This window comes from Mesorhizobium sp. M1006 (assembly GCF_040318825.1).
Lineage (GTDB): Bacteria > Pseudomonadota > Alphaproteobacteria > Rhizobiales > Rhizobiaceae > Mesorhizobium.
Map to the genome: position 1 here is coordinate 40,623 of NZ_JAMYMZ010000016.1, position 17,845 is coordinate 58,467.

15 protein-coding genes and 1 tRNA gene are annotated in these 17,845 nt (G+C 63.0%); 11 read left to right on the forward strand and 5 right to left on the reverse strand.

All coding sequences use genetic code 11. The features are described 5' to 3' along the window. Nucleotides 1–19: 19 nt before the first annotated feature. Nucleotides 20–928 (reverse strand): LysR family transcriptional regulator, encoded by a 909-nt coding sequence (locus NKH60_RS17250; protein WP_352614137.1) that lies wholly within the window; start codon nucleotides 926–928, stop codon nucleotides 20–22. 94 nt (nucleotides 929–1,022) lie between these two features. Between NKH60_RS17250 and NKH60_RS17255 the strand changes: the two genes are divergently transcribed. After that, on the forward strand, nucleotides 1,023–1,901 hold the full coding sequence (locus NKH60_RS17255) for an aldo/keto reductase family oxidoreductase (RefSeq protein ID WP_352833305.1): 879 nt from the start codon (nucleotides 1,023–1,025) through the stop codon (nucleotides 1,899–1,901). Nucleotides 1,902–2,237: 336 nt separating this feature from the next. Here the strand turns inward: NKH60_RS17255 and NKH60_RS17260 are convergent, their stop codons facing one another. Next, complete coding sequence (locus NKH60_RS17260) at nucleotides 2,238–3,296, reverse strand: glycerophosphodiester phosphodiesterase family protein (RefSeq protein ID WP_352745892.1); 1,059 nt, start codon at nucleotides 3,294–3,296, stop codon at nucleotides 2,238–2,240. A gap of 304 nt (nucleotides 3,297–3,600) precedes the next feature. Here NKH60_RS17260 and speB point away from each other — a divergent pair, with 304 nt between their 5' ends. From speB to NKH60_RS17275, 3 genes are read left to right on the forward strand one after another with little or no spacing between them, the layout of a single operon-like run. Next, nucleotides 3,601–4,608 (forward strand): agmatinase, encoded by a 1,008-nt coding sequence (speB, locus tag NKH60_RS17265; RefSeq protein ID WP_352471982.1) that lies wholly within the window; start codon nucleotides 3,601–3,603, stop codon nucleotides 4,606–4,608. A gap of 29 nt (nucleotides 4,609–4,637) precedes the next feature. Continuing rightward, nucleotides 4,638–5,564 carry an N-acetyl-gamma-glutamyl-phosphate reductase gene (argC, locus tag NKH60_RS17270; protein ID WP_352833308.1) on the forward strand — a complete coding sequence of 309 codons (927 nt, stop codon included), beginning with the start codon at nucleotides 4,638–4,640 and terminating at the stop codon, nucleotides 5,562–5,564. Continuing rightward, nucleotides 5,565–6,404, forward strand: coding sequence for an aminoglycoside phosphotransferase family protein (locus NKH60_RS17275; protein ID WP_352872784.1), 840 nt, complete (start codon nucleotides 5,565–5,567; stop codon nucleotides 6,402–6,404). Here NKH60_RS17275 and NKH60_RS17280 read toward each other — a convergent pair. Beyond that, on the reverse strand, nucleotides 6,394–7,488 hold the full coding sequence (locus tag NKH60_RS17280; protein ID WP_352833314.1) for a COX15/CtaA family protein: 1,095 nt from the start codon (nucleotides 7,486–7,488) through the stop codon (nucleotides 6,394–6,396). The two genes, NKH60_RS17275 and NKH60_RS17280, sit on opposite strands and share 11 nt — an antisense overlap. 151 nt (nucleotides 7,489–7,639) lie before the next feature. Here NKH60_RS17280 and NKH60_RS17285 point away from each other — a divergent pair, with 151 nt between their 5' ends. Beyond that, a complete protein-coding gene (locus NKH60_RS17285) occupies nucleotides 7,640–7,867 on the forward strand; it encodes a DUF2842 domain-containing protein (protein WP_023674629.1) in 228 nt (75 codons plus the stop codon). Here NKH60_RS17285 and NKH60_RS17290 read toward each other — a convergent pair. Then, entirely contained in the window at nucleotides 7,864–8,922 is a 1,059-nt protein-coding gene (locus NKH60_RS17290) for a polysaccharide deacetylase family protein (RefSeq protein ID WP_352471988.1), read from the reverse strand. The genes NKH60_RS17285 and NKH60_RS17290 overlap by 4 nt on opposite strands. Nucleotides 8,923–9,011: 89 nt before the next feature. Between NKH60_RS17290 and NKH60_RS17295 the strand changes: the two genes are divergently transcribed. Then, nucleotides 9,012–10,241 carry a GNAT family N-acetyltransferase gene (locus NKH60_RS17295; RefSeq protein ID WP_352833316.1) on the forward strand — a complete coding sequence of 410 codons (1,230 nt, stop codon included), beginning with the start codon at nucleotides 9,012–9,014 and terminating at the stop codon, nucleotides 10,239–10,241. A 23-nt stretch (nucleotides 10,242–10,264) separates the two neighbouring features. Here NKH60_RS17295 and NKH60_RS17300 read toward each other — a convergent pair whose 3' ends face one another. After that, nucleotides 10,265–12,514 carry a GumC family protein gene (locus NKH60_RS17300; protein WP_352833319.1) on the reverse strand — a complete coding sequence of 750 codons (2,250 nt, stop codon included), beginning with the start codon at nucleotides 12,512–12,514 and terminating at the stop codon, nucleotides 10,265–10,267. Between the two features lie 255 nt (nucleotides 12,515–12,769). On the opposite strand from NKH60_RS17300, the gene NKH60_RS17305 reads away from it, so the two are divergent. The 5 genes from NKH60_RS17305 (at nucleotide 12,770) to NKH60_RS17325 (ending at nucleotide 17,521) form a co-directional block, all read left to right on the forward strand. Continuing rightward, nucleotides 12,770–13,333, forward strand: coding sequence for a polysaccharide biosynthesis/export family protein (locus NKH60_RS17305; RefSeq protein WP_352471991.1), 564 nt, complete (start codon nucleotides 12,770–12,772; stop codon nucleotides 13,331–13,333). A 12-nt stretch (nucleotides 13,334–13,345) separates the two neighbouring features. Beyond that, on the forward strand, nucleotides 13,346–14,470 hold the full coding sequence (locus tag NKH60_RS17310; protein WP_352833322.1) for a glycosyltransferase family 4 protein: 1,125 nt from the start codon (nucleotides 13,346–13,348) through the stop codon (nucleotides 14,468–14,470). A gap of 116 nt (nucleotides 14,471–14,586) precedes the next feature. After that, a complete protein-coding gene (locus NKH60_RS17315) occupies nucleotides 14,587–16,122 on the forward strand; it encodes an undecaprenyl-phosphate glucose phosphotransferase (protein WP_352770039.1) in 1,536 nt (511 codons plus the stop codon). Then, the gene (locus NKH60_RS17320; protein ID WP_352833325.1) at nucleotides 16,119–17,408 is read left to right on the forward strand and encodes an O-antigen ligase family protein; all 1,290 of its coding nucleotides are present in this window, start codon (nucleotides 16,119–16,121) and stop codon (nucleotides 17,406–17,408) included. Before NKH60_RS17315 ends, NKH60_RS17320 begins: the two co-directional genes overlap by 4 nt. Before the next feature lie 36 nt (nucleotides 17,409–17,444). Then, a tRNA-Pro gene (locus NKH60_RS17325) sits at nucleotides 17,445–17,521 on the forward strand. Nucleotides 17,522–17,845: the final 324 nt, after the last annotated feature.

The following is a 17,845-nucleotide window of genomic DNA, read 5'->3' on the forward strand; positions in this document are numbered from 1 at the left end:
GGCGCGGCTCTCCCGGGTGTCAGGGCTGGCCGGCGGACGCCTTGATGAAGTCAATGAACGCCCGCAACGGCGCCGGCACGAGGCGCCGGCCGGGATAGTAAAGGAACGGCCCGGAGAAGCTCTGCCACCAGGGTTCAAGCAGCGGTTCGAGCGCTCCGCTCTCGAAGTGAGGACGTAGCCAATCCTCGAACAGGCTGATGATGCCGGTGCCGGCGATGGCTGCATCGACTTTGAGGTCAGTCGCCCCGCCCAGGGTCACGAGAAGCGGCCCCGTCGGGTCGACCCGCACCACCTCGCCGTCGCGCTCGAATTCCCACGGCGGCATCGCACGGCTGGCAAAGCGGCCGCGCAGGCAGGCGTGGCCGAGCAGGTCGCGCGGGTGTTGCGGCCGGCCATGACGATCCAGGTAGGCCGGGCTGGCGGCGGTGGCGAAGCGCTGCACACGCGGTCCGATCGGCACAGCGATCATGTCCTGCTCCAGCCGCTCCTCATAGCGGATGCCGGCGTCGCACCCCGCCGCCAGCACATCGACGAAGCTCTCCTCCGAGATCACCTCCAACCGGATGCCCGGATAGGCGGCGAGAAAAGGCGGAACGATGCTGGGCAGTACCAGCCGCGCCGCGCTGACCGGCACATTGAGGCGCAACGTACCTGCCGGCCTGTCGCGAAAGCCGTTCACTACGTCGAGGGCCGACTCCACCTCGGTCAAGGCAGGACCGAGCCGCGCCAGCAGGCCTTCGCCGGCTTCCGTCAGGACAACGCTGCGGGTCGTCCGGTTGAGCAGCCTGACACCGAGCTGCGTCTCCAGGCGCCGCACCGCCTCGCTCAAGCCGGACGCACTGCCGCCGCTGGCGCGTGCCGCATCCCGAAAACCTTTGGCGCGCGCTACGGCCACGAAGGCGTTCAGGTCCCCGAGATCAATCTGCATTGTTCGTCATTCCGCACAGCCCGTGCGAATTGTACCCAATTATCATGAGATCGGACAGCGTCTATCTGTGCACCGTTCCTGAAGGAGAAAGACCATGTCCAGCGTCGACCAGTCCGGCACATTCATCCTCGGCGACCGCAAGGTGAGACGGCTCGGCTACGGCGCCATGCAGCTCGCAGGGCCAGGCGTCTTCGGCCCACCAAAGGACCATGACACGGCATTGGCCGTACTGCGCGAAGCCGTTGCACAAGGCGTCAACCACATCGACACCAGCGACTTCTATGGCCCGCAGGTGACCAACCTGTTGATCCGCGAAGCGCTCGCACCCTATCCCGACGACCTCGTTATCGTCACCAAGATCGGTGCCCGACGCGGCACGGATGGCTCATGGCTGCCGGCCTTCTCGGCAGAAGAGCTGACACAGGCGGTGCACGACAATCTGCACAATCTCGGACTCGACGTGCTGGAGGTGGTCAACCTTCGGGTCATGTTCGACGCGCATGGCCCCGCCGAAGGGTCGATCGAGGCGCCGCTTGCGACGCTTGCCGAGCTCCAGCGACAGGGCCTCGTGCGCCACATCGGGCTGAGCAACGTCACCGCCGCACAGATCGCCGAAGGCCGCAGGATGTGCAGGATCGTCTGCGTGCAGAACCAGTACAATCTGGCGCATCGGGGCGATGATGCCTTGATCGACGATCTGGCCCGCGACGGCACCGCCTATGTGCCGTTCTTCCCACTTGGCGGCTTCAACCCGTTGCAGTCGTCGACCTTGTCCAAGGTCGCCGCACGCCTCGGCGCCACGCCCATGCAGGTCGCGCTCGCCTGGCTGCTTCGCCGCGCGCCCAACATTCTTCTGATTCCCGGCACGTCTTCCGTCGCGCATCTGCGGGAGAACCTCGCCGCTGCCGACCTCGAACTGTCGGACGATGTCATCAAGGAGCTGGATGGTGTGGCAATGGCGGCCTGCGGGTAGATTGCCGAAGGCAGTGATGAGCCAATCTCCCCCAAGTGGGTTCCCTTGCGGGGGAGATTGCCGGCAGGACAGCGAAGGAACCGCCGAGGCGCTGAAGGATCGTCGCATTTTTCTGCTACTACGCCACATTTTGTTCTTGCTTTGTGCCGGCAGCTATGCTACTAATCTGGGTATGGTGCTAATTGGCTCCAGCGACCCGCCCACGGAGGCGGGTTTTCTGTTTCTGGGTTCCTTCGAAAGTTTGGCGCTGCCGGCCTGGGGTAGGCGGGACAGCGCCCTTCTGCCCTGCCGGGCATCGTCACCACAAGAGGGAGATCCAATTCTCGCCGCGCCGGTCTAGTTGATGCTGGCCGTGTTGGCCGGCTCGGCCGGGCGCTTCTCACCGGCATAGGGCACGCGAAAACCGTTCGCCGCCAGCCAACTGATGGCGGCCTTCGGTTCGTCGGTCTGGATGATGGTGGCGCCGCGCTCGACCCAGAAGCCATAAGTCTCGCGCGGCAGGCTGGCCGCAACCGCCAGCTCGTCGCCGCGACCGCCGGCGAGGAAGCCTCCCGGCTTGTTGACGATGGCATAGGTGTCGGCCCAGATGTGCCAGTCGCCCCTCACCGCCAGCGCGCGCATGCGCGGGCTGAACAGCGGGCCGCCGGTCTCGGTCAGTGTCTCTGATCCCATGCGCCAGTTGATCATCTCGACCGCGCGCATCGGGAAGGCCCGGCCCACTTTCTCGGCAAACATGGCGTCGCGAACCGCGTCATCGGCGATAATCGGCATGAACTGGAAGCCGCTGCCGATCGCGTCCATGGCGGCCTTGACACTGGCAATCCGCTCCGCATTCCACAGGTTCTCCTTGACGATCACCTGTTCGGCCATGCCGAGGTCGCGCGCAACCGCGACCATGCCGACGAGGCTTTCGGTGTCGAGCTTGTTGTCGAGATTGATGAGGATCCTGTCCCTGGTCGTCATCAACATCTCGCGCAACGTCGAGACCGTCTCGCCCGTAACGGCGCCGGTGCCTTCGATCACCAAACGGCACGTCTTGAGTTCGGCCATCGTGCGGTTGACCACCTCACCCTTGCAATTCGTCGTGCGGTCGAGCCAACTGTCATGCATGACGACGAACTGTCCGTCCTTCGAGCGCCTTATATCGACCTCGACGATTTCGGCGCCCATTGCGATCGACGCCTCGGCGGCGGCGATCGAATTTTCGGGATAGAGCGTCTTGCCGGATTGCATGCCGCCGGCGCGGTGCGCGGCCACTATCACATGGTCGCGCCATTGGTTGGCGTGCTCGAAGCGGTCGAGAATCTGCCTGGCGCGCGTTTCGCCTGCCGATGCCTGGCCAAGGGAGAGCGCCAGCGCCGCGGAAAGTAGAAGGCTCAGCCAAATCGTTCGCATGAGACAGGTCGTTCGCACGAGAATCGCTCCGTACCGGGATCGCACCCCGGTTAAGCGATGCCCGTGACAGGCAGGTGAACGAAGCCGGCTTGCAAAATGCCGGAAAATCAGGTCAGCGCCGGCCGAAGCAGTCTTCGGCGGCTACTTTCGGTTGCTTGCCAGGCAATCTCCTGGCGAGCCTGCCGGGTTCGCCTGGCGAGCAAGGATTTGTGACCGGATCGAATGGCCATGATCCTCCGCAGGGGTCGCAATTCTGAGAATTATGTCCAATAAGGTTGCGCGTCGACGCACAGGAGATCGCTTCATGCCGCCAAGGACCATCGATCATGCCTTCACCACCCGCTCCAGGACGGGTGCGTCGTTCGAGCCGACCTATGCCGGCGCCCTGTCGTTCATGCGGCGCAAATATTCGAAGGACGTGAAGGACGCCGATGCGGTGGTGTGGGGCATTCCCTTCGACGCTGCGGTCACCAATCGGCCGGGCGCCCGTTTCGGACCGCAGGCAATCCGCCGCGCCTCGGCCATCCTCGACAACGACCCGCAATATCCGTTTTCGCGCGATCTGTTCGAACAGCTTGCCGTGGTCGATTATGGCGACTGCCTGCTCGACAGCGGCAATCACCAGAAGACGCCTGCCACGATCGAACGCGAAGCGGCCAAGATCCTGAAATCCGGCGCCTTTCTGCTGTCACTCGGTGGCGATCACTTCGTCACCTGGCCGCTGCTCAAGGCGCATGCCGCCATCCATGGCCCGCTGGCTCTGGTGCAGTTCGACGCACACCAGGACACCTGGCCCGACGACGGCAAGCGCATCGATCACGGCTCCTTCGTCGGCCGTGCAGTCAAGGAGGGCATCATCGACCCCGACCGGTCGATCCAGATCGGCATCCGCACCCATGCGCCCGACACGTTCGGTATCAAGATCCTATACGGCCATGAAGTGGAGGAAATGCGTGCGTCCGACATCGCGTATGCCATCGTCGACCGTACGGGCGGCAAGAAGACCTATGTCACTTTCGACATCGATTGCCTGGACCCGGCTTTTGCGCCCGGCACCGGAACGCCGGTCGCGGGAGGCCCGTCTTCGGCAAAGATCCTGTCGGTGCTGCGCCAGATCAACCAGCTCGATATCGTCGGCGCCGACGTCGTCGAGGTTGCGCCAGCCTATGATCACGCCGATATAACGGCGATTGCCGGCTCGATGGTGGCCATGCACTATCTCGGGCTGCTGGCGGAACGAAAGGCCCGGCTCGAGGAAATGAACCAAGGCAATCACAGCGTTGCCGGATTGAATCAGGCGAGCGGCATATAGCTTTGAGATAACAGGAATTTTGGCACGCAATGAAACCGAAAATCTTCATCGACGGCGAGCACGGCACCACCGGTCTGCAGATAAGGGCGCTGCTTGCCGAGCGCGGCGACCTGGAAATCATCTCCATCCCGACCGAGCGCCGCAAGGAAACGGCAGCGCGCGCCGAGTTCCTCAATGCCGCCGATGTCGCGATTCTCTGCCTACCGGACGCGGCCGCCAAGGAAAGCGTTTCGCTGATCGCCAATGACACCACCAAAGTGATCGACGCCTCGACGGCGCATCGTGTCGCCGATGGGTGGGAATATGGTTTCGCCGAAATGGACAAGGACCAGGCGAAGAAGATCGCTTCGGCGAAGCGCGTCGCCAATCCTGGCTGCTGGCCGCAAGGACCAATCGCGACGCTGCGGCCGCTGGTTGCGGCGGGGCTGCTGCCGGCCGATTTTCCGGTCACCGTCAACGGCATTTCCGGCTATTCCGGCGGCGGCCGGCCGATGATCGAGGATTATGTCGCCAAGGGCGAGGATGCGCCGGAATTCCTGCCCTACGGACTGACGCTGCAGCACAAGCACGTGCCGGAACTCAGGACCTATGCCAGGCTTTCGCACGATCCGATCATGCAGCCGGCAGTCGGCAATTTCGCGCAAGGCATGATCACGGTGGTGCCGCTGCAACTCGGCGGCCTCGACCATGTGCCCAGCGGTGCCGAGCTTCACGCGGCGATCGCCGATCATTTCGCTTCCATCGATGGCGGCGTGGTCGAGGTAGCGCCGTATCTGCATCAGGAACGCATGCCCGACATCGATCCGGAGATCTACAACGGCACCAACCGGATGAAGCTCTATGTCTTTGCCAATGATAACAGGGCGCAGGCGCTGCTGCTTGCCGTCTACGACAATCTCGGCAAGGGCGCCTCGGGCGCTGCCGTGCAGAACATGGATCTGATGCTCGGCCTCTGAATGGATGCGCCAGCATTTCCGAAGCGCTGGAAGGTCGGCGCGCCCGAACTCATCGCCGAAACGTTCAGCAGCCGCATCTGGAAGGTTGCTCGCGAAGACGGCTCACCGGCAATCGTCAAGGATCTAAAGCCTTTCGACGATGTCGAGGACGAGTTGCGCGGCGAGCATTTCCTCGCCTGGCGACGCGGCGAAGGCGCGGTGCGGCTGCTGGGCCGCGATGGCCAGTGCATGCTGCTCGAATATGCTGGCGACAGGATGCTGTCACACCATCTTGCCGAACACGGCGACAATGCCGCCACCGCGATCGCGGCGGAGGTGATGGCCAAGCTGTTCTCGCCGTCGAAGCACCCTGCCCCGCCGGACCTTCAGCCGTTGCGGATCCGGTTTTCCAGCCTGTTCAAAAAGGCGAAGGCTGATCGCGCCGCCGGCGAAAAGAGCCTGTATGTCGAAGCTGCCGAAATCGCGGAACAGCTGTTGTCCAATCCGCACGACGTACGGCCGCTGCATGGCGACCTGCATCACGACAACATCATGCACGGTCCGCGCGGCTGGCTGGCGATCGATCCGAAGGGCGTTCTCGGCGACCCCGGCTTCGATGCCGCCAATGTGTTCTACAACCCACTCGACCGAGACGATCTTTGCACCGATCCGCGGCGGATCGCGCATATGGCGCATGTCTTTGCAGCAACGCTCGGCCAGTCGCCGCCCGCGATACTGGACCACGCCATCGCCTATGGCTGCCTGTCGGCTGCATGGCACCATGAAGATCGCAATGCGGTCGACGAAAACCGCGAACTGGCGATTGCCGCGGCAATCCGGCGGGTGCGGCTCAGCCTCTGAGAGCGATCTCGTGGGGCAGCGGGTAAGCGCCCTTGGTACCGCGCCAATGCGCGGCGGCGAAGCCCAGCAGAAACAGCGCGAATGCCTGATGCGTCAGGGCCATGTGCAGAGGCACCTGCATCAATAGCGTGCCGATGCCGATCGACGCCTGCACCGCGACAATCAGGAACAGCAGCGTCGCGCGCCGGGCATGCGTCGTGCCCGGCAGGCGCCGGCGTGTCGCAATCATGTGCCAGAGCGCGACCGCGAAGATCGTGTAGGCGCCGACCCGGTGGACGAATTGCACCGTCTTCGGGTTTTCGAAGAAATTGCGCCATGCCGGCTCGAGCAGCAGCAGGTCGCCGGGAACCAGCTTACCGTCCATCAGCGGCCAGGTGTTGTAGCTCAAGCCGGCATCTAGCCCTGCGACCAGCCCGCCGAGATAGATCTGGACCAGCGCCAGCAGCACCAGAAAGCCGGCCAGACGTTGCGTCGAGCTGTCGGCGGCAGGTTCCGAGTGCGGCGCCAGCCCACGCGCGACCACCATGGTCGCCGTGAAGATCAGCGCCGCCAGCGTCAGATGCGTCGCCAGCCGATATTGGCTGACCGAAACCCGGTCAACCAACCCGGACGCCACCATCCACCAGCCTATCGCGCCCTGCAGAGCGCCGAGAAGGAGGATGCCCGACAACTTCGTGCCGAGGCCCCGCTCGATGCGGCGCGTCGCCCAGAAGAACAGCAGCGGCAGGGCGAAGACCACGCCGACACTACGCGCCAGGATGCGGTGCACCCATTCCCACCAGAAGATCGATTTGAACGCCTCGATGCTCATGCCGTTGTTGAGTTCGGCATATTGCGGGGTCTGCTGGTAGCGCAGGAACTCCTCCTGCCACTCGGCATCATTGAGCGGCGGGATGACGCCGTGTATCGGCTGCCATTCGGTGATCGACAGGCCGGAATTGGTGAGCCTTGTAGCGCCGCCGACCAGTACCAGCGCAAACAGCACCAGGAGCACGACATAGAGCCAACCGCGTACCAGCGCGCGGTTGCGAAGGTCGCGATCGCGGGCGGCGAAAGGCGCGGCATCGGATATGGCAGCAGCCATGGATTTGTCCCGGCAGTTGAAGTCGCGGATTGGTGAACCATCGCAACCCGGCTTGCAAGACCGGACAGCGCGGCACGCCGTCGCGCCGTTTCTGGCGGGTTGCGCGTATTGGCTGTTCGGCCTAAGCGATAGCGATCAACGAGATCGCGCCATGCCCATTCGCCTGAAAAAGCTGATCGGAAGCTTCCTGCTGGTAGTGCTGGTCATTGTCTATGCGCTGGTCGCCTCGATCGTGGCGGTCGCCCAATTGTCGCAGTCCGGGCCGCTGGCGCACTTCATCTTCTTCCTGCTCAGCGGGCTTTTGTGGGTGCTGCCGGCGATGGGCATCATCAAATGGCTGATCCTGGAGCCGCGGCCGAAGGGGCGAGGCAACAGTTAGATCGTCACCACCGTCTTGCCGGCATTGGCCAGCGGCGTCGTCACGCCCGACAACATTGTTCGGATGTGGGCGACGCTCTGATAGCGGCCATTGACCGAAATGCGCGGCAGGGCGTGCAGGAAGCCGGCATGCTCGGCGCGGAGTATGCCGTGGCGGGTCGTCACCGCCGAGGCGTAGCCGGCATCGCGGGCTAGGCCTACTTCGCGGCGGCCGACGGCACTGGCATAACCGTAGGGATAGGCGAAATGGCGCGGTTCCTCGCCGAGTTTGGCCTGCAATATGCGCTTGACGTCGCCGATCTCATGTCGCGCATCGCTCTCGGAAAGCCGCTTCAGATTGCAGTGATTGACGCTATGTGCGCCGATCGCCACCAGCGGGTGCCCGGCCATGGTGCGGATCTCGTCCCAGTTCATCAGCGTGCTCGGGCGCGGACCACCCAACTCGATGCCGTTCGAGCGCGCCAGATCCCGCAACACCGCACGCTGGTCCTGCTCGCGCACCTTCAGCGTCAGATGAGCGTGCAGGCGCGCATTGGCCTGGACCTTTTTTCCCGGACTCGAGCAGTCGATTGTCACCGGGCCATCCGGCGTCGTCAGCGTCAGGCGATCGCGCGCATTGACGATGTCCTCGACCACGTCCCACCACAAATCGGCAGCGCCGTCGATCAGCCCCGGCGCGACGTAGATGGTGATCGGCGCGCCGTGCTTCTCCAGCACCGGCAGCGCCTCGGTCATGTTGTCTCGATAGGCGTCGTCGGCGGTGATCGTCGCAAACTGGCCGTCCTTGTCGCCGGCCTTGATGCGCTCGATCGCCTCGTCAAGCGTGACGAAACTGTAGCCGTTCGCCTTCATGTCGGCGATCACGGTGTCGAGAAACCCCGGCGCGATGTTCAAATGGCGGTTGACGCCGTTCGGCTTCTCCGGTGTCGCGGTTACCCGATGCAGCATCAGGATGGCGCCAAGGCCGCCGATAAACGGCTTGGCCAGCGGCGCGAGACCGGAATAGCGGGCGAGATTGAGCGCCAGTTTGCGGATTGCCTCGCCCCCGTCGATCATTCATTCACCTTTTGCGCCTAAGCTCATCAAGCATGGAATGCGCCTGCGCGGACCCCCAATCGCGACGAATACGCCCCAAGGATTGAGGTATGGTTGACGCCACCGCGTCATTTGACGGCAATCGGCTGGCAAGCAGCGAGGCGTCGCCGTATGCCTTGCCGGCCGGCAAAGCCGGCCTGTCAACCTCGGTCGCCGATAGTGCGGCGTTGGCGGCGTACGCAGAATTCTGCCATTCGGCGCTTTTTGCCCCTGCGCAAAGCGCCGGCTGGATCCTGAACTGGGCCGCACATACCGGCGCCGACGTTGTCGTTGCGACGCTGCGCGCCGAGGACAGGCCGATTTTCTCACTGGCGCTGGAGGTCACTCGCAGTGGAGCGTTCCGCGTCGCCCGGTTCATGGGCGGCCGCCATGCAAACGGCAATTTTGCCGCCGCCGACCCGCAATGGCTGGCGAATGCCGATAGCGCGGCGATCCGCTCGATGCTGGCGGCGATTGCCAAGGCGCGGCGCGACATCGATCTTGTCGCGCTGGAGCGGCTGCTGCCCGATCTCGACGGCGTTGCCAACCCGCTCTCCGCCTTGCCGCATTTTTCGAGCCCCAATCTGTCGCTGGCTGCCGGTCTTGTGGGAGGATTTGACGCACTGCTCACCCGCGTGAGCGGCAAGCGCAGGCGCAAGAAGCATCGCTCGCAGGCGCGCAAGTTCGAGGCCGTTGGCAGCTATCGTCGCATCGAGGCGAGGACTGCGGACGAGGTGCACATGCTGCTCGATGCCTTTTTTGAGATGAAGGAATCCCGCTTCCGCAAGATGGGCATCGCCAATGTTTTCGGTGAGGCGGAGGTGCGCGCTTTTTTCCGCTCGCTGTTTGCCGACGCGCTTCAAGAGGAAGATCCGTCCTTCGTCCTGCATGGGCTGGAAGTCGCCGGCAAACTTCGTGCAGTCACCGGGTCGAGCCGCTCGGGCAAGCGGCTGATCTGCGAGTTCGGGGCGATTGCCGAGGACGACCTCGCACACACCAGCCCGGGCGACTTCCTGTTCTTCGAGAACATCCAGGAAGCCTGCGAGGCGGGTTTCGAAATCTATGATTTCTCGGTCGGCGACGAACCCTACAAGCGATTGTGGTGCGATGTCGAAACGCAGCATTTCGAGGTGCTGGTTCCGCTGACGCTGAAAGGTCGTGCGCTGGCGCTTGCGCTCAGGCACGGCGCAAGCCTGAAGGCATTCATCAAGCACAGCCCATTGGTCTGGAAGCTAACCAAGCTACTGCGCCGCAAAGCCGTGGGGCGGACAGCACCGGCCGCAGGCGAAGACGACAGCTGATTTCGATTTGAGAGAAAACTGCCTCAGGCGGCCGAGCGCCGTCCCGGCATTGGGCCCGGCGCCACATGGCCGATGGGCGTGACCAGCGTCAGGTCGGGATAGCCACTCTCGATGAGCGCGACCGCAGCCTGTGTCACCTCGTCGTCCGGCTCAAGCATGGAGAGCAAGACCTCGGTCCCCTCGCCCACCAGGCGGCTGATGCCTTGCGCGTCGGCCGGTCCGCATTCGACCACGACCAAATCATACGCGGTGGTCAGCGACTGCATGATGATCGGCAGCCGGTCGGCGGCGCGCATGGCGCGGACCGGATCGGCTGTGCCGACGGGAATAACGTGGCAGTCCGAATAGAGATCGGGGTGGATCACATCGCTGAACTGCGCTTGCGAGGCGAGCAGATCGGTGATGCCCGGAAACAGCCCGCTGTCCAGCATCGGCCGCGAGGCGGCACCCGAAGCGGTGAGATCAAGCAGCAGCACGCGTAGCCCGGCGTCGGAGACTGCGCGCGCCACCAACACCGCCGAGGCAGCCGCCTCGTCGCCTTCCGGCGACACGAATATGGCGCGGGCGGCACCGGTGGCGATCAGTTTTTCCGCGGCCTTGTCGATGTCGACCTCGCCGAGGATAGAACGTGCCGGTTCAATGTCTCCAGCTGCCATTTCAGAGTACTCCGGTTCGATTTTCTCGGCAGCCGCTTCCGCCACCGCGACGGGTTCCGGCTCCACTTTGCTTTCAATGATATTGTCGTCGTCGGCCTCATCGATCTCAACGACTGCCGGTTCGGACCGGCCAACCGACGGGTCGGGCTCGGCCATCACGCGTTCGGCCTGGACAGCCGGCATCGCAACCTGCTCGATGCGCTCGAAATGGGCACCGGCGGCCGGACGCATGGCGCGGCCGGAAAACAGTTCCTGCAGCAGCGTGACGATCGCCATGATGAGCAACGAGCCGACAAAGGCCGCACTGACAATCGGACCAATCTTGGGGAAATAAGGTTCGGCCGGCACCTGGGCCTCCGAAAATACGCGAGCGTCGACGGGCAGATAGTTGCGATCCTTGCGTGCGGCCGCCTGGAGATAGCTGGATGAATAGAGATCGAGCTGCTGACGCTTGGTCGCGGCATCACGCTGCAGCGCATCGAGTTCCACCTGCTCTTCGCCGGCGCGGGCGGACGCCGCCTTCAGCGTGTTGACGTCTGCCACGAGTTGAGCCTCTCGCGCCTTCGCCGTCTCGGCCTGCGCCATCAGGCCTTTCATGATCTTTTCCGCTTCGTTGCGGATCTGGCGGTCGAGATCCGCGAGCTGCGACTTCAGCGCGCGGATGCGCGGATGGTTGTCGAGCAAAGTGGTGGAAAGGTCGGCGATGTTGTTCTTGAGTTCGACTTGCCGCTCGCGCAGGCGCTGGATCAGTTCGGAAGACAACACCTCCGGAACGGCATCCAGCGAGCCGCCATTGCGCAACGCCATGCGCACGCTGTCAGCGGTCGCTTCCGCCGAAGCGCGATTGGCGCGCACGCGTGACAGTTCGCTCGACAATTCGGACAGCTGCTGGGTGGCAAGCACCGAATTGTTGCCGCCCATCAAAAGATCGGACTGCGCACGGAATGCGGCAACCTTGGCTTCCGCCTCCTTCACCCGGTTCTGCAGATCCGCGATTTCCGGCGCCAGAAAGTCGGTGGCGGCGGAATTCGATTCGAGCTTGGCATTGCCCTTGGAGGCGATATAGGCGTTTGCAATGGCGTTCGGGATCGCGGCGGCAAGCTTTGGATCCTCTGACGAGAACTCGATTGCGATCGCGCGGGTTTTTTCAACGCCATAGACGTTGAGCTTCTCATGCATTGCGTCCAGCACGCGCTCTTCCAGCGGAATCTCGAACGGATCGCTTTTCAAGCCAACAAGGACAAGGGCGCGGCTCAGCGCCGACATCTTCAGCGCCTCGTCGAATTCGGGCAATTTCGCCAGGTTGAGCTTCGCCGCCACCTGCTTGAGGATGTCGGGGGACGAGATGATCTGGACCTCGGTGGCCACAGCCTCTTCGTCGGGAATCGACCGCTCGTTGCCGTTGGCCCCGGCTGGCCGCGTGAACTCCGATTCTCGAGGCCCGATCTCCAGCTTGGCTGCCGCCTTGTATTCGGGCGTTGCAAGCCAGGCGAGCGCAAAGGCCAGGCCGGCTACAACCAGTGCGACGACAAGGATGCGCAACCAGTTTCGCGCCAGGCTGGCGAAAAGCTGCCTGAGATCGACGTCGACATCTGCGGCCGCGGATTGAACGGACATGCATCCCTGCTCCGGTACTGAGTCAGCATGCACCGTAAACAACTATGGTAACTCAGCCGTTAATATCGCGGTAAGAACCTGTCAGGCTCTATTAACAAGCCGCAAACAAGAGGCTGAAAACCATCTGCATTTGTCGATCCGGCCCGCATCGGCCGCGCGCCTTTACCGGCCATTAACCCTAACAGGATGATAACCGAGCTCGATCGTTAAGGTTTGCCGCAGAGTCGCCGGCTATTCAAAGGTACGTGTCCGCTCATGAAAAGCACTGCTCCCCTTTTCCGCGCGCTGCTTGCCGTATCGATGCTTTCGGGCTGCTCCAGCTACCGGCCGACGCCGGCCGCGTTCCATGAAGTTCTCGACCAGCCCTATCGCCTCGGCGCCGGCGACCGCGTCCGCGTAACCGTGTTCGAGCAGGAAGGACTGACCAATACCTACAGCGTCGACCAGTCCGGCTATCTCTCGCTGCCGCTCGTCGGCAACGTGCCGGCGCGCGGCCACACCGCCCAACAGCTTGAAAGGGAGATCGCCGAGAAACTGCGCCAGGGTTATTTGCGGGATCCCGATGTTTCGGTCGAAATCGATCGCTACCGGCCGATCTTCGTCATGGGTGAAGTAGGTGCGGCGGGGCAGTATTCCTACGTTCCAGGCCTGACCGTGCAGAAAGCCGTCGCCATCGCCGGCGGGTTCACGCCACGCGCCAACCAGGAAAGCGTCGACATTACCCGCGACATCAACGGCAAGGTGATAACCGGACGCGTGGTGACCTCCGACCCGCTGCTGCCCGGCGATACAGTCTATGTTCGCGAACGCCTGTTTTGATGTGCTGACAAAGTGGCGGACACACTCAGGATCGTCCACTGCTTTCGCTCACCGGTCGGAGGCATCTTCCGGCATGTGCGCGACCTGACCGAGGCTCAGGTCGCCGCCGGCCATGCCGTCGGCATCGTCTGCGATTCGACGACGGGCGGCGATTTCGAGGAACGGCTGTTCGAACAGATGAAAGGCAGCCTGGCACTCGGCATTCACCGCACCCCGATGCAGCGGCATGTCGGGCCAGGCGATCTCGCCTCGGCCCGGCGCACCTACAGGATCATAAAAGAATTGCGGCCGGACGTGCTGCACGGGCATGGCGCCAAAGGTGGCGCCTATGCCCGTCTGTTCGGCTCATTGTTGCGGGTATCCAGGTCGCGCGTAGCCCGCCTTTATTCGCCGCATGGCGGCTCGCTTCACTATGACGAGACCACCGCCATGGGGAAGTTGTTCTTCGCGCTCGAGCGCTTCATGGCTCGCTTCACCGATTGCCTGCTGTTTGTTTCCGATTATGAGCGGCGGACCTATCGCAGGAAGGTCGGCGAGCCGCCCATTCCGAACGCTCTCGTCCACAACGGCCTGCGCGCCGCCGAGTTCGAGCCGGTGCGGACCGAGCACAATGCGGTTGACCTCCTCTATATCGGCATGATGCGAGACCTCAAAGGCCCGGACATCTTCATCGATGCGCTGGGGCTAGCCGCGACACGGCTCGGCCGCCCTTTGAAAGCGCTGATGGTCGGCGACGGCGACGACCTGGCGCGCTATCGCGCCCAGGTGAATCAGCTCGGCCTCGAGGTCAGCTTCCTGACGCCGATGCCGGCCAGGCTCGCCTTCACGCTGGCCGAACTGGTCGTCGTTCCCTCGCGCGCGGAAGCCATGCCCTATATAGTTCTGGAAGCGCTCGCCGCCGGCAAGCCGATCATCGCGACGGCGGTCGGCGGCATACCGGAAATCTTCGACACCGGCTCACCTGTCCTGATCCGGCCCGACCCGCGCGAACTTGGCGACAAGATAAGCGCCGCATTGGCCGATCTCGACACCTACAAAGGCCTGATGCCCGGCCTCGCCGACCTCAAGGCACGCTTCGGCGCCGATGTAATGGCCGCCGAAATCGAAAAGGCCTATTTCGCCGCGCTCAAAAAATAGAGCAACGGGTTTCCACCGGGCTGCTCCTGGTGAAAGCGTCTCCAAAGCCATCCGTTGTTTCAAGGGTTTCTTAGCTCTCTTTTGCTATTCACCTGAGGGAAACCTGCGGACGCCCCATGAACGAAATCGACCCAGCGCGCCGTTTTTCGCTAGACGCGGTGCGCAAATTCGACGCCCCTGCCGAGAACAATACGGCCGGCGGCATGAACGATGTTGCCCGCCAGGTCGCCTCGCAATACCGGCGCGATACGATGTCGCCGATCATGGTGAGCGGCGTCCTGCGCATGGTGGAATTCGCGCTGCTGTTGGTCTCAGGTCTTGCCGTCTATTTCTATTATGTCGGCTTTTTCAACTATCTTGCCTGGCAATACTCACTGACGATCGCCGCCACCTCGTTCCTCGCGGTCGTTCTGTTCGACGTCACCGACCGCTACCAGATCGTCGCGCTGATGCGGCCGATCGCCAATTTCGGCCGTCTCTTGCTGGTCTGGGCCGGAACATTCGCCTTGATGGCGCTCACCGCCTTCACCATGAAAATGTCCGAAGACTATTCGCGCCTGCTCTTCGGCACATGGTTCGTCGTCGGTTTCGTGCTGATCCTGGGTCTCCGACTGGTGATGTCGAAGCTGATCCGGCGCTGGGCGCGCGACGGGCGGATGGAGCGCCGCGCCGTCATCGTCGGCGGCGGCAAGGCGGCGGAGGTATTGATCCGCTCGGTCGAAAGGCAGCCCTACAACGACATCCGCATCTGCGGCATCTTCGACGACCGCGGCGACAAGCGGTCGCCGCCCGTTGTCGCCGGTTATCCCAAGCTCGGTACAATTTCCGAACTCATCGAATTTGCCCGCATCGCGCGCATCGACATGCTGATCGTATCGCTGCCGCTGACCGCCGAATCGCGCGTGCTGCAGTTATTGAAGAAGCTGTGGGTGCTGCCGGTCGACATCCGGCTATCGGCGCATTCGAACGCGCTGCAGTTCAGGCCGCGCGCCTATTCCTACATCGGCTCGGTGCCGATGCTCGATATTTTCGACAAGCCGATCAACGACTGGGATTCGGTCGCCAAGCGCGCCTTCGACATTGTCTTTTCGATCATCGGCATCATCGTGTTCTCGCCGGTGATGCTGGCGACCGCAATCGCGATCAAACTCGACAGCAAGGGGCCGGTGCTGTTCCATCAGAAGCGGCACGGCTTCAACAACGAGATCATCGACGTCTACAAGTTCCGTTCGATGTATACCGACAAGGCGGACCCGACGGCCAAACAGACCGTGACCAAGAACGATCCGCGCGTCACCCGCGTCGGCCGCTTCATCCGCAAGACCTCGGTCGACGAACTGCCGCAGTTCTTCAATTCGCTGTTCGGTTCGCTGTCGCTGGTCGGGCCGCGCCCGCACGCCATTGCCGCGCAGTCGCACAACCTCCTCTACAATGAAGTGGTCGACGGCTATTTCGCTCGCCACAAGGTCAAACCCGGTGTGACCGGCTGGGCGCAGATCAATGGCTGGCGCGGCGAGATGGACACCAACGAGAAGATTCGCATGCGGACGGAATACGACCTCTATTACATCGAGAACTGGTCGCTCTTGTTCGACCTCAGAATCCTGTTCCTGACGCCGATCCGCCTGCTCAATACGGAAAACGCGTATTGAGCGCGACGGCCTATGAATTGCCCGCGACGGCGGTCAACGCCAAGCTGATTGCATTGATTGCTTCGGGGGCGGTTTTCCTCGGTGTTTTCCTGTCGGGCTTCGTCATCGATGAACCGGCGCCATACGACCTCTATATGGTCGGGCTGATCGTGGTGTGGCCCTTGTTCGGCCTGCGCATACAACGCGCGGCGGTGCCGCTGCTGGTGCTGCTGGTGATCATGAACATCGGCGGCATGATCTCGATGACGCAGATGTCGGACCTCGCCGGCACGCCGCTCTATCTCGCCGTCTCGCTGTTCCTGGCCTTAACCGCGGTTTTTTTCGCTTCGGTAACGGCCGTCCGGCCCAGTCTCTACCGGGTGATCTTCGTCGCCTATGTGGTGTCGGCGGTGCTGACTTCGCTGGTCGGCATAGCCGGCTATTTCGATGCCTTTCCAGGAGCCGAGATCTTCACCAAATACGACCGTGCCGCCGGCGCCTTCCAGGACCCGAACGTGTTCGGTCCGTTCCTGGTGCTGCCGGGCATCTACCTGCTCTATCTGCTGCTTACCGGCTCGGTCGCGCGCATGCCTCTATTGGCTATGCCGCTGCTGATCATCACCGCCGGCATCTTCTTTTCCTTTTCGCGCGGCGCCTGGGGCATGTTCGCCGTTTCGGCGATCCTTTTGACCGGTGCCTTGTTCCTGCAGAGCGCCAGCGGCAAGTTCAGGCTGCGCGTCGTCGTCATGACCATCGCCGCCGTCGGACTGCTGGTCATCGCAACGATCGTCATCCTGCAACTGCCAGGAGTCGCCGAAATGTTCTCGAACCGCGCACAGCTCGAACAAAGCTACGACACCGCCCGGCTCGGCCGCTTCGCCCGCTATACGATCGGCTTTCAGATGGCACTGGAGCATCCTTTCGGCATCGGCCCGCTCGTCTTCGGCAAGATCTTCGGCGAGGACACGCACGACATCTGGCTGAAGATGCTGATGGATTACGGCTGGCTCGGCTTCGTGTCGTTCCTGACGCTGACGTGCTGGACGATCGCCGCCGGCTTCCGCATTCTGCTGCGCGACCGGCCGTGGCAGCCTTATCTTCTATGCGCCTACGTCGCCTTCATCGGCAATATCGGGCTCGGCACCTTCATCGACATCGACCACTGGCGCCACGTCTACCTGCTGCTCGGCTTGATCTGGGGTGCCATCGCGCTCGAATACCGCCACCAGTGGCAGCTGCGGGCGACGCAGCGACCGGCAATCCCCGTCGCGGTTGCTTCAGGCAAGACAGCAACCGAATTCGGTTGACCGGACCCGGTCTATCACGATACATCGCGACCGGTCCGGAGTGTAGCGCAGCCCGGTAGCGCACTTGACTGGGGGTCAAGGGGTCGTCGGTTCGAATCCGGCCACTCCGACCATCAAAATCCAAAGGCTTAGCCAGTTTTCCCCCAAAACTGGCTGTACAGACGATAGCCGCACTGCAGCAGCGCAACATACGCAGGCGTGATCTCATCGAGGGAACCGATCACGCATCACTCGTGCGCGAGGCACGGAGGCTGGCGTCTAGCCAGAAGCCCACCGAGAAACCGCGCGGTAATGGCTAGGTAAGCTTTGCTGCGTACGCCAACCTTTATCGTGAGAAAAGGTCCCGCCGCACATGCCAGAACGGCGGGACTCGATCAGGCGCCTTGCATCAGGCAGGGGTGACTCGGGGGTTGGGCATGCCCGGTGCGCGCGGATCG

Coding starts and splice junctions, on each gene's coding strand:
- NKH60_RS17275 (WP_352872784.1), top strand. CDS start 5,565: ATGGATGCGCCAGCATTTCCGAAGCGCTGGAAGGTCGGCGCGCCCGAA.
- NKH60_RS17315 (WP_352770039.1), top strand. CDS start 14,587: ATGAACGAAATCGACCCAGCGCGCCGTTTTTCGCTAGACGCGGTGCGC.
- NKH60_RS17280 (WP_352833314.1), bottom strand. CDS start 7,488: ATGGCTGCTGCCATATCCGATGCCGCGCCTTTCGCCGCCCGCGATCGC.
- NKH60_RS17305 (WP_352471991.1), top strand. CDS start 12,770: ATGAAAAGCACTGCTCCCCTTTTCCGCGCGCTGCTTGCCGTATCGATG.
- NKH60_RS17300 (WP_352833319.1), bottom strand. CDS start 12,514: ATGTCCGTTCAATCCGCGGCCGCAGATGTCGACGTCGATCTCAGGCAG.
- NKH60_RS17260 (WP_352745892.1), bottom strand. CDS start 3,296: ATGCGAACGATTTGGCTGAGCCTTCTACTTTCCGCGGCGCTGGCGCTC.
- NKH60_RS17250 (WP_352614137.1), bottom strand. CDS start 928: ATGCAGATTGATCTCGGGGACCTGAACGCCTTCGTGGCCGTAGCGCGC.
- NKH60_RS17255 (WP_352833305.1), top strand. CDS start 1,023: ATGTCCAGCGTCGACCAGTCCGGCACATTCATCCTCGGCGACCGCAAG.
- NKH60_RS17290 (WP_352471988.1), bottom strand. CDS start 8,922: ATGATCGACGGGGGCGAGGCAATCCGCAAACTGGCGCTCAATCTCGCC.
- argC (WP_352833308.1), top strand. CDS start 4,638: ATGAAACCGAAAATCTTCATCGACGGCGAGCACGGCACCACCGGTCTG.
- NKH60_RS17295 (WP_352833316.1), top strand. CDS start 9,012: ATGGTTGACGCCACCGCGTCATTTGACGGCAATCGGCTGGCAAGCAGC.
- NKH60_RS17285 (WP_023674629.1), top strand. CDS start 7,640: ATGCCCATTCGCCTGAAAAAGCTGATCGGAAGCTTCCTGCTGGTAGTG.
- speB (WP_352471982.1), top strand. CDS start 3,601: ATGCCGCCAAGGACCATCGATCATGCCTTCACCACCCGCTCCAGGACG.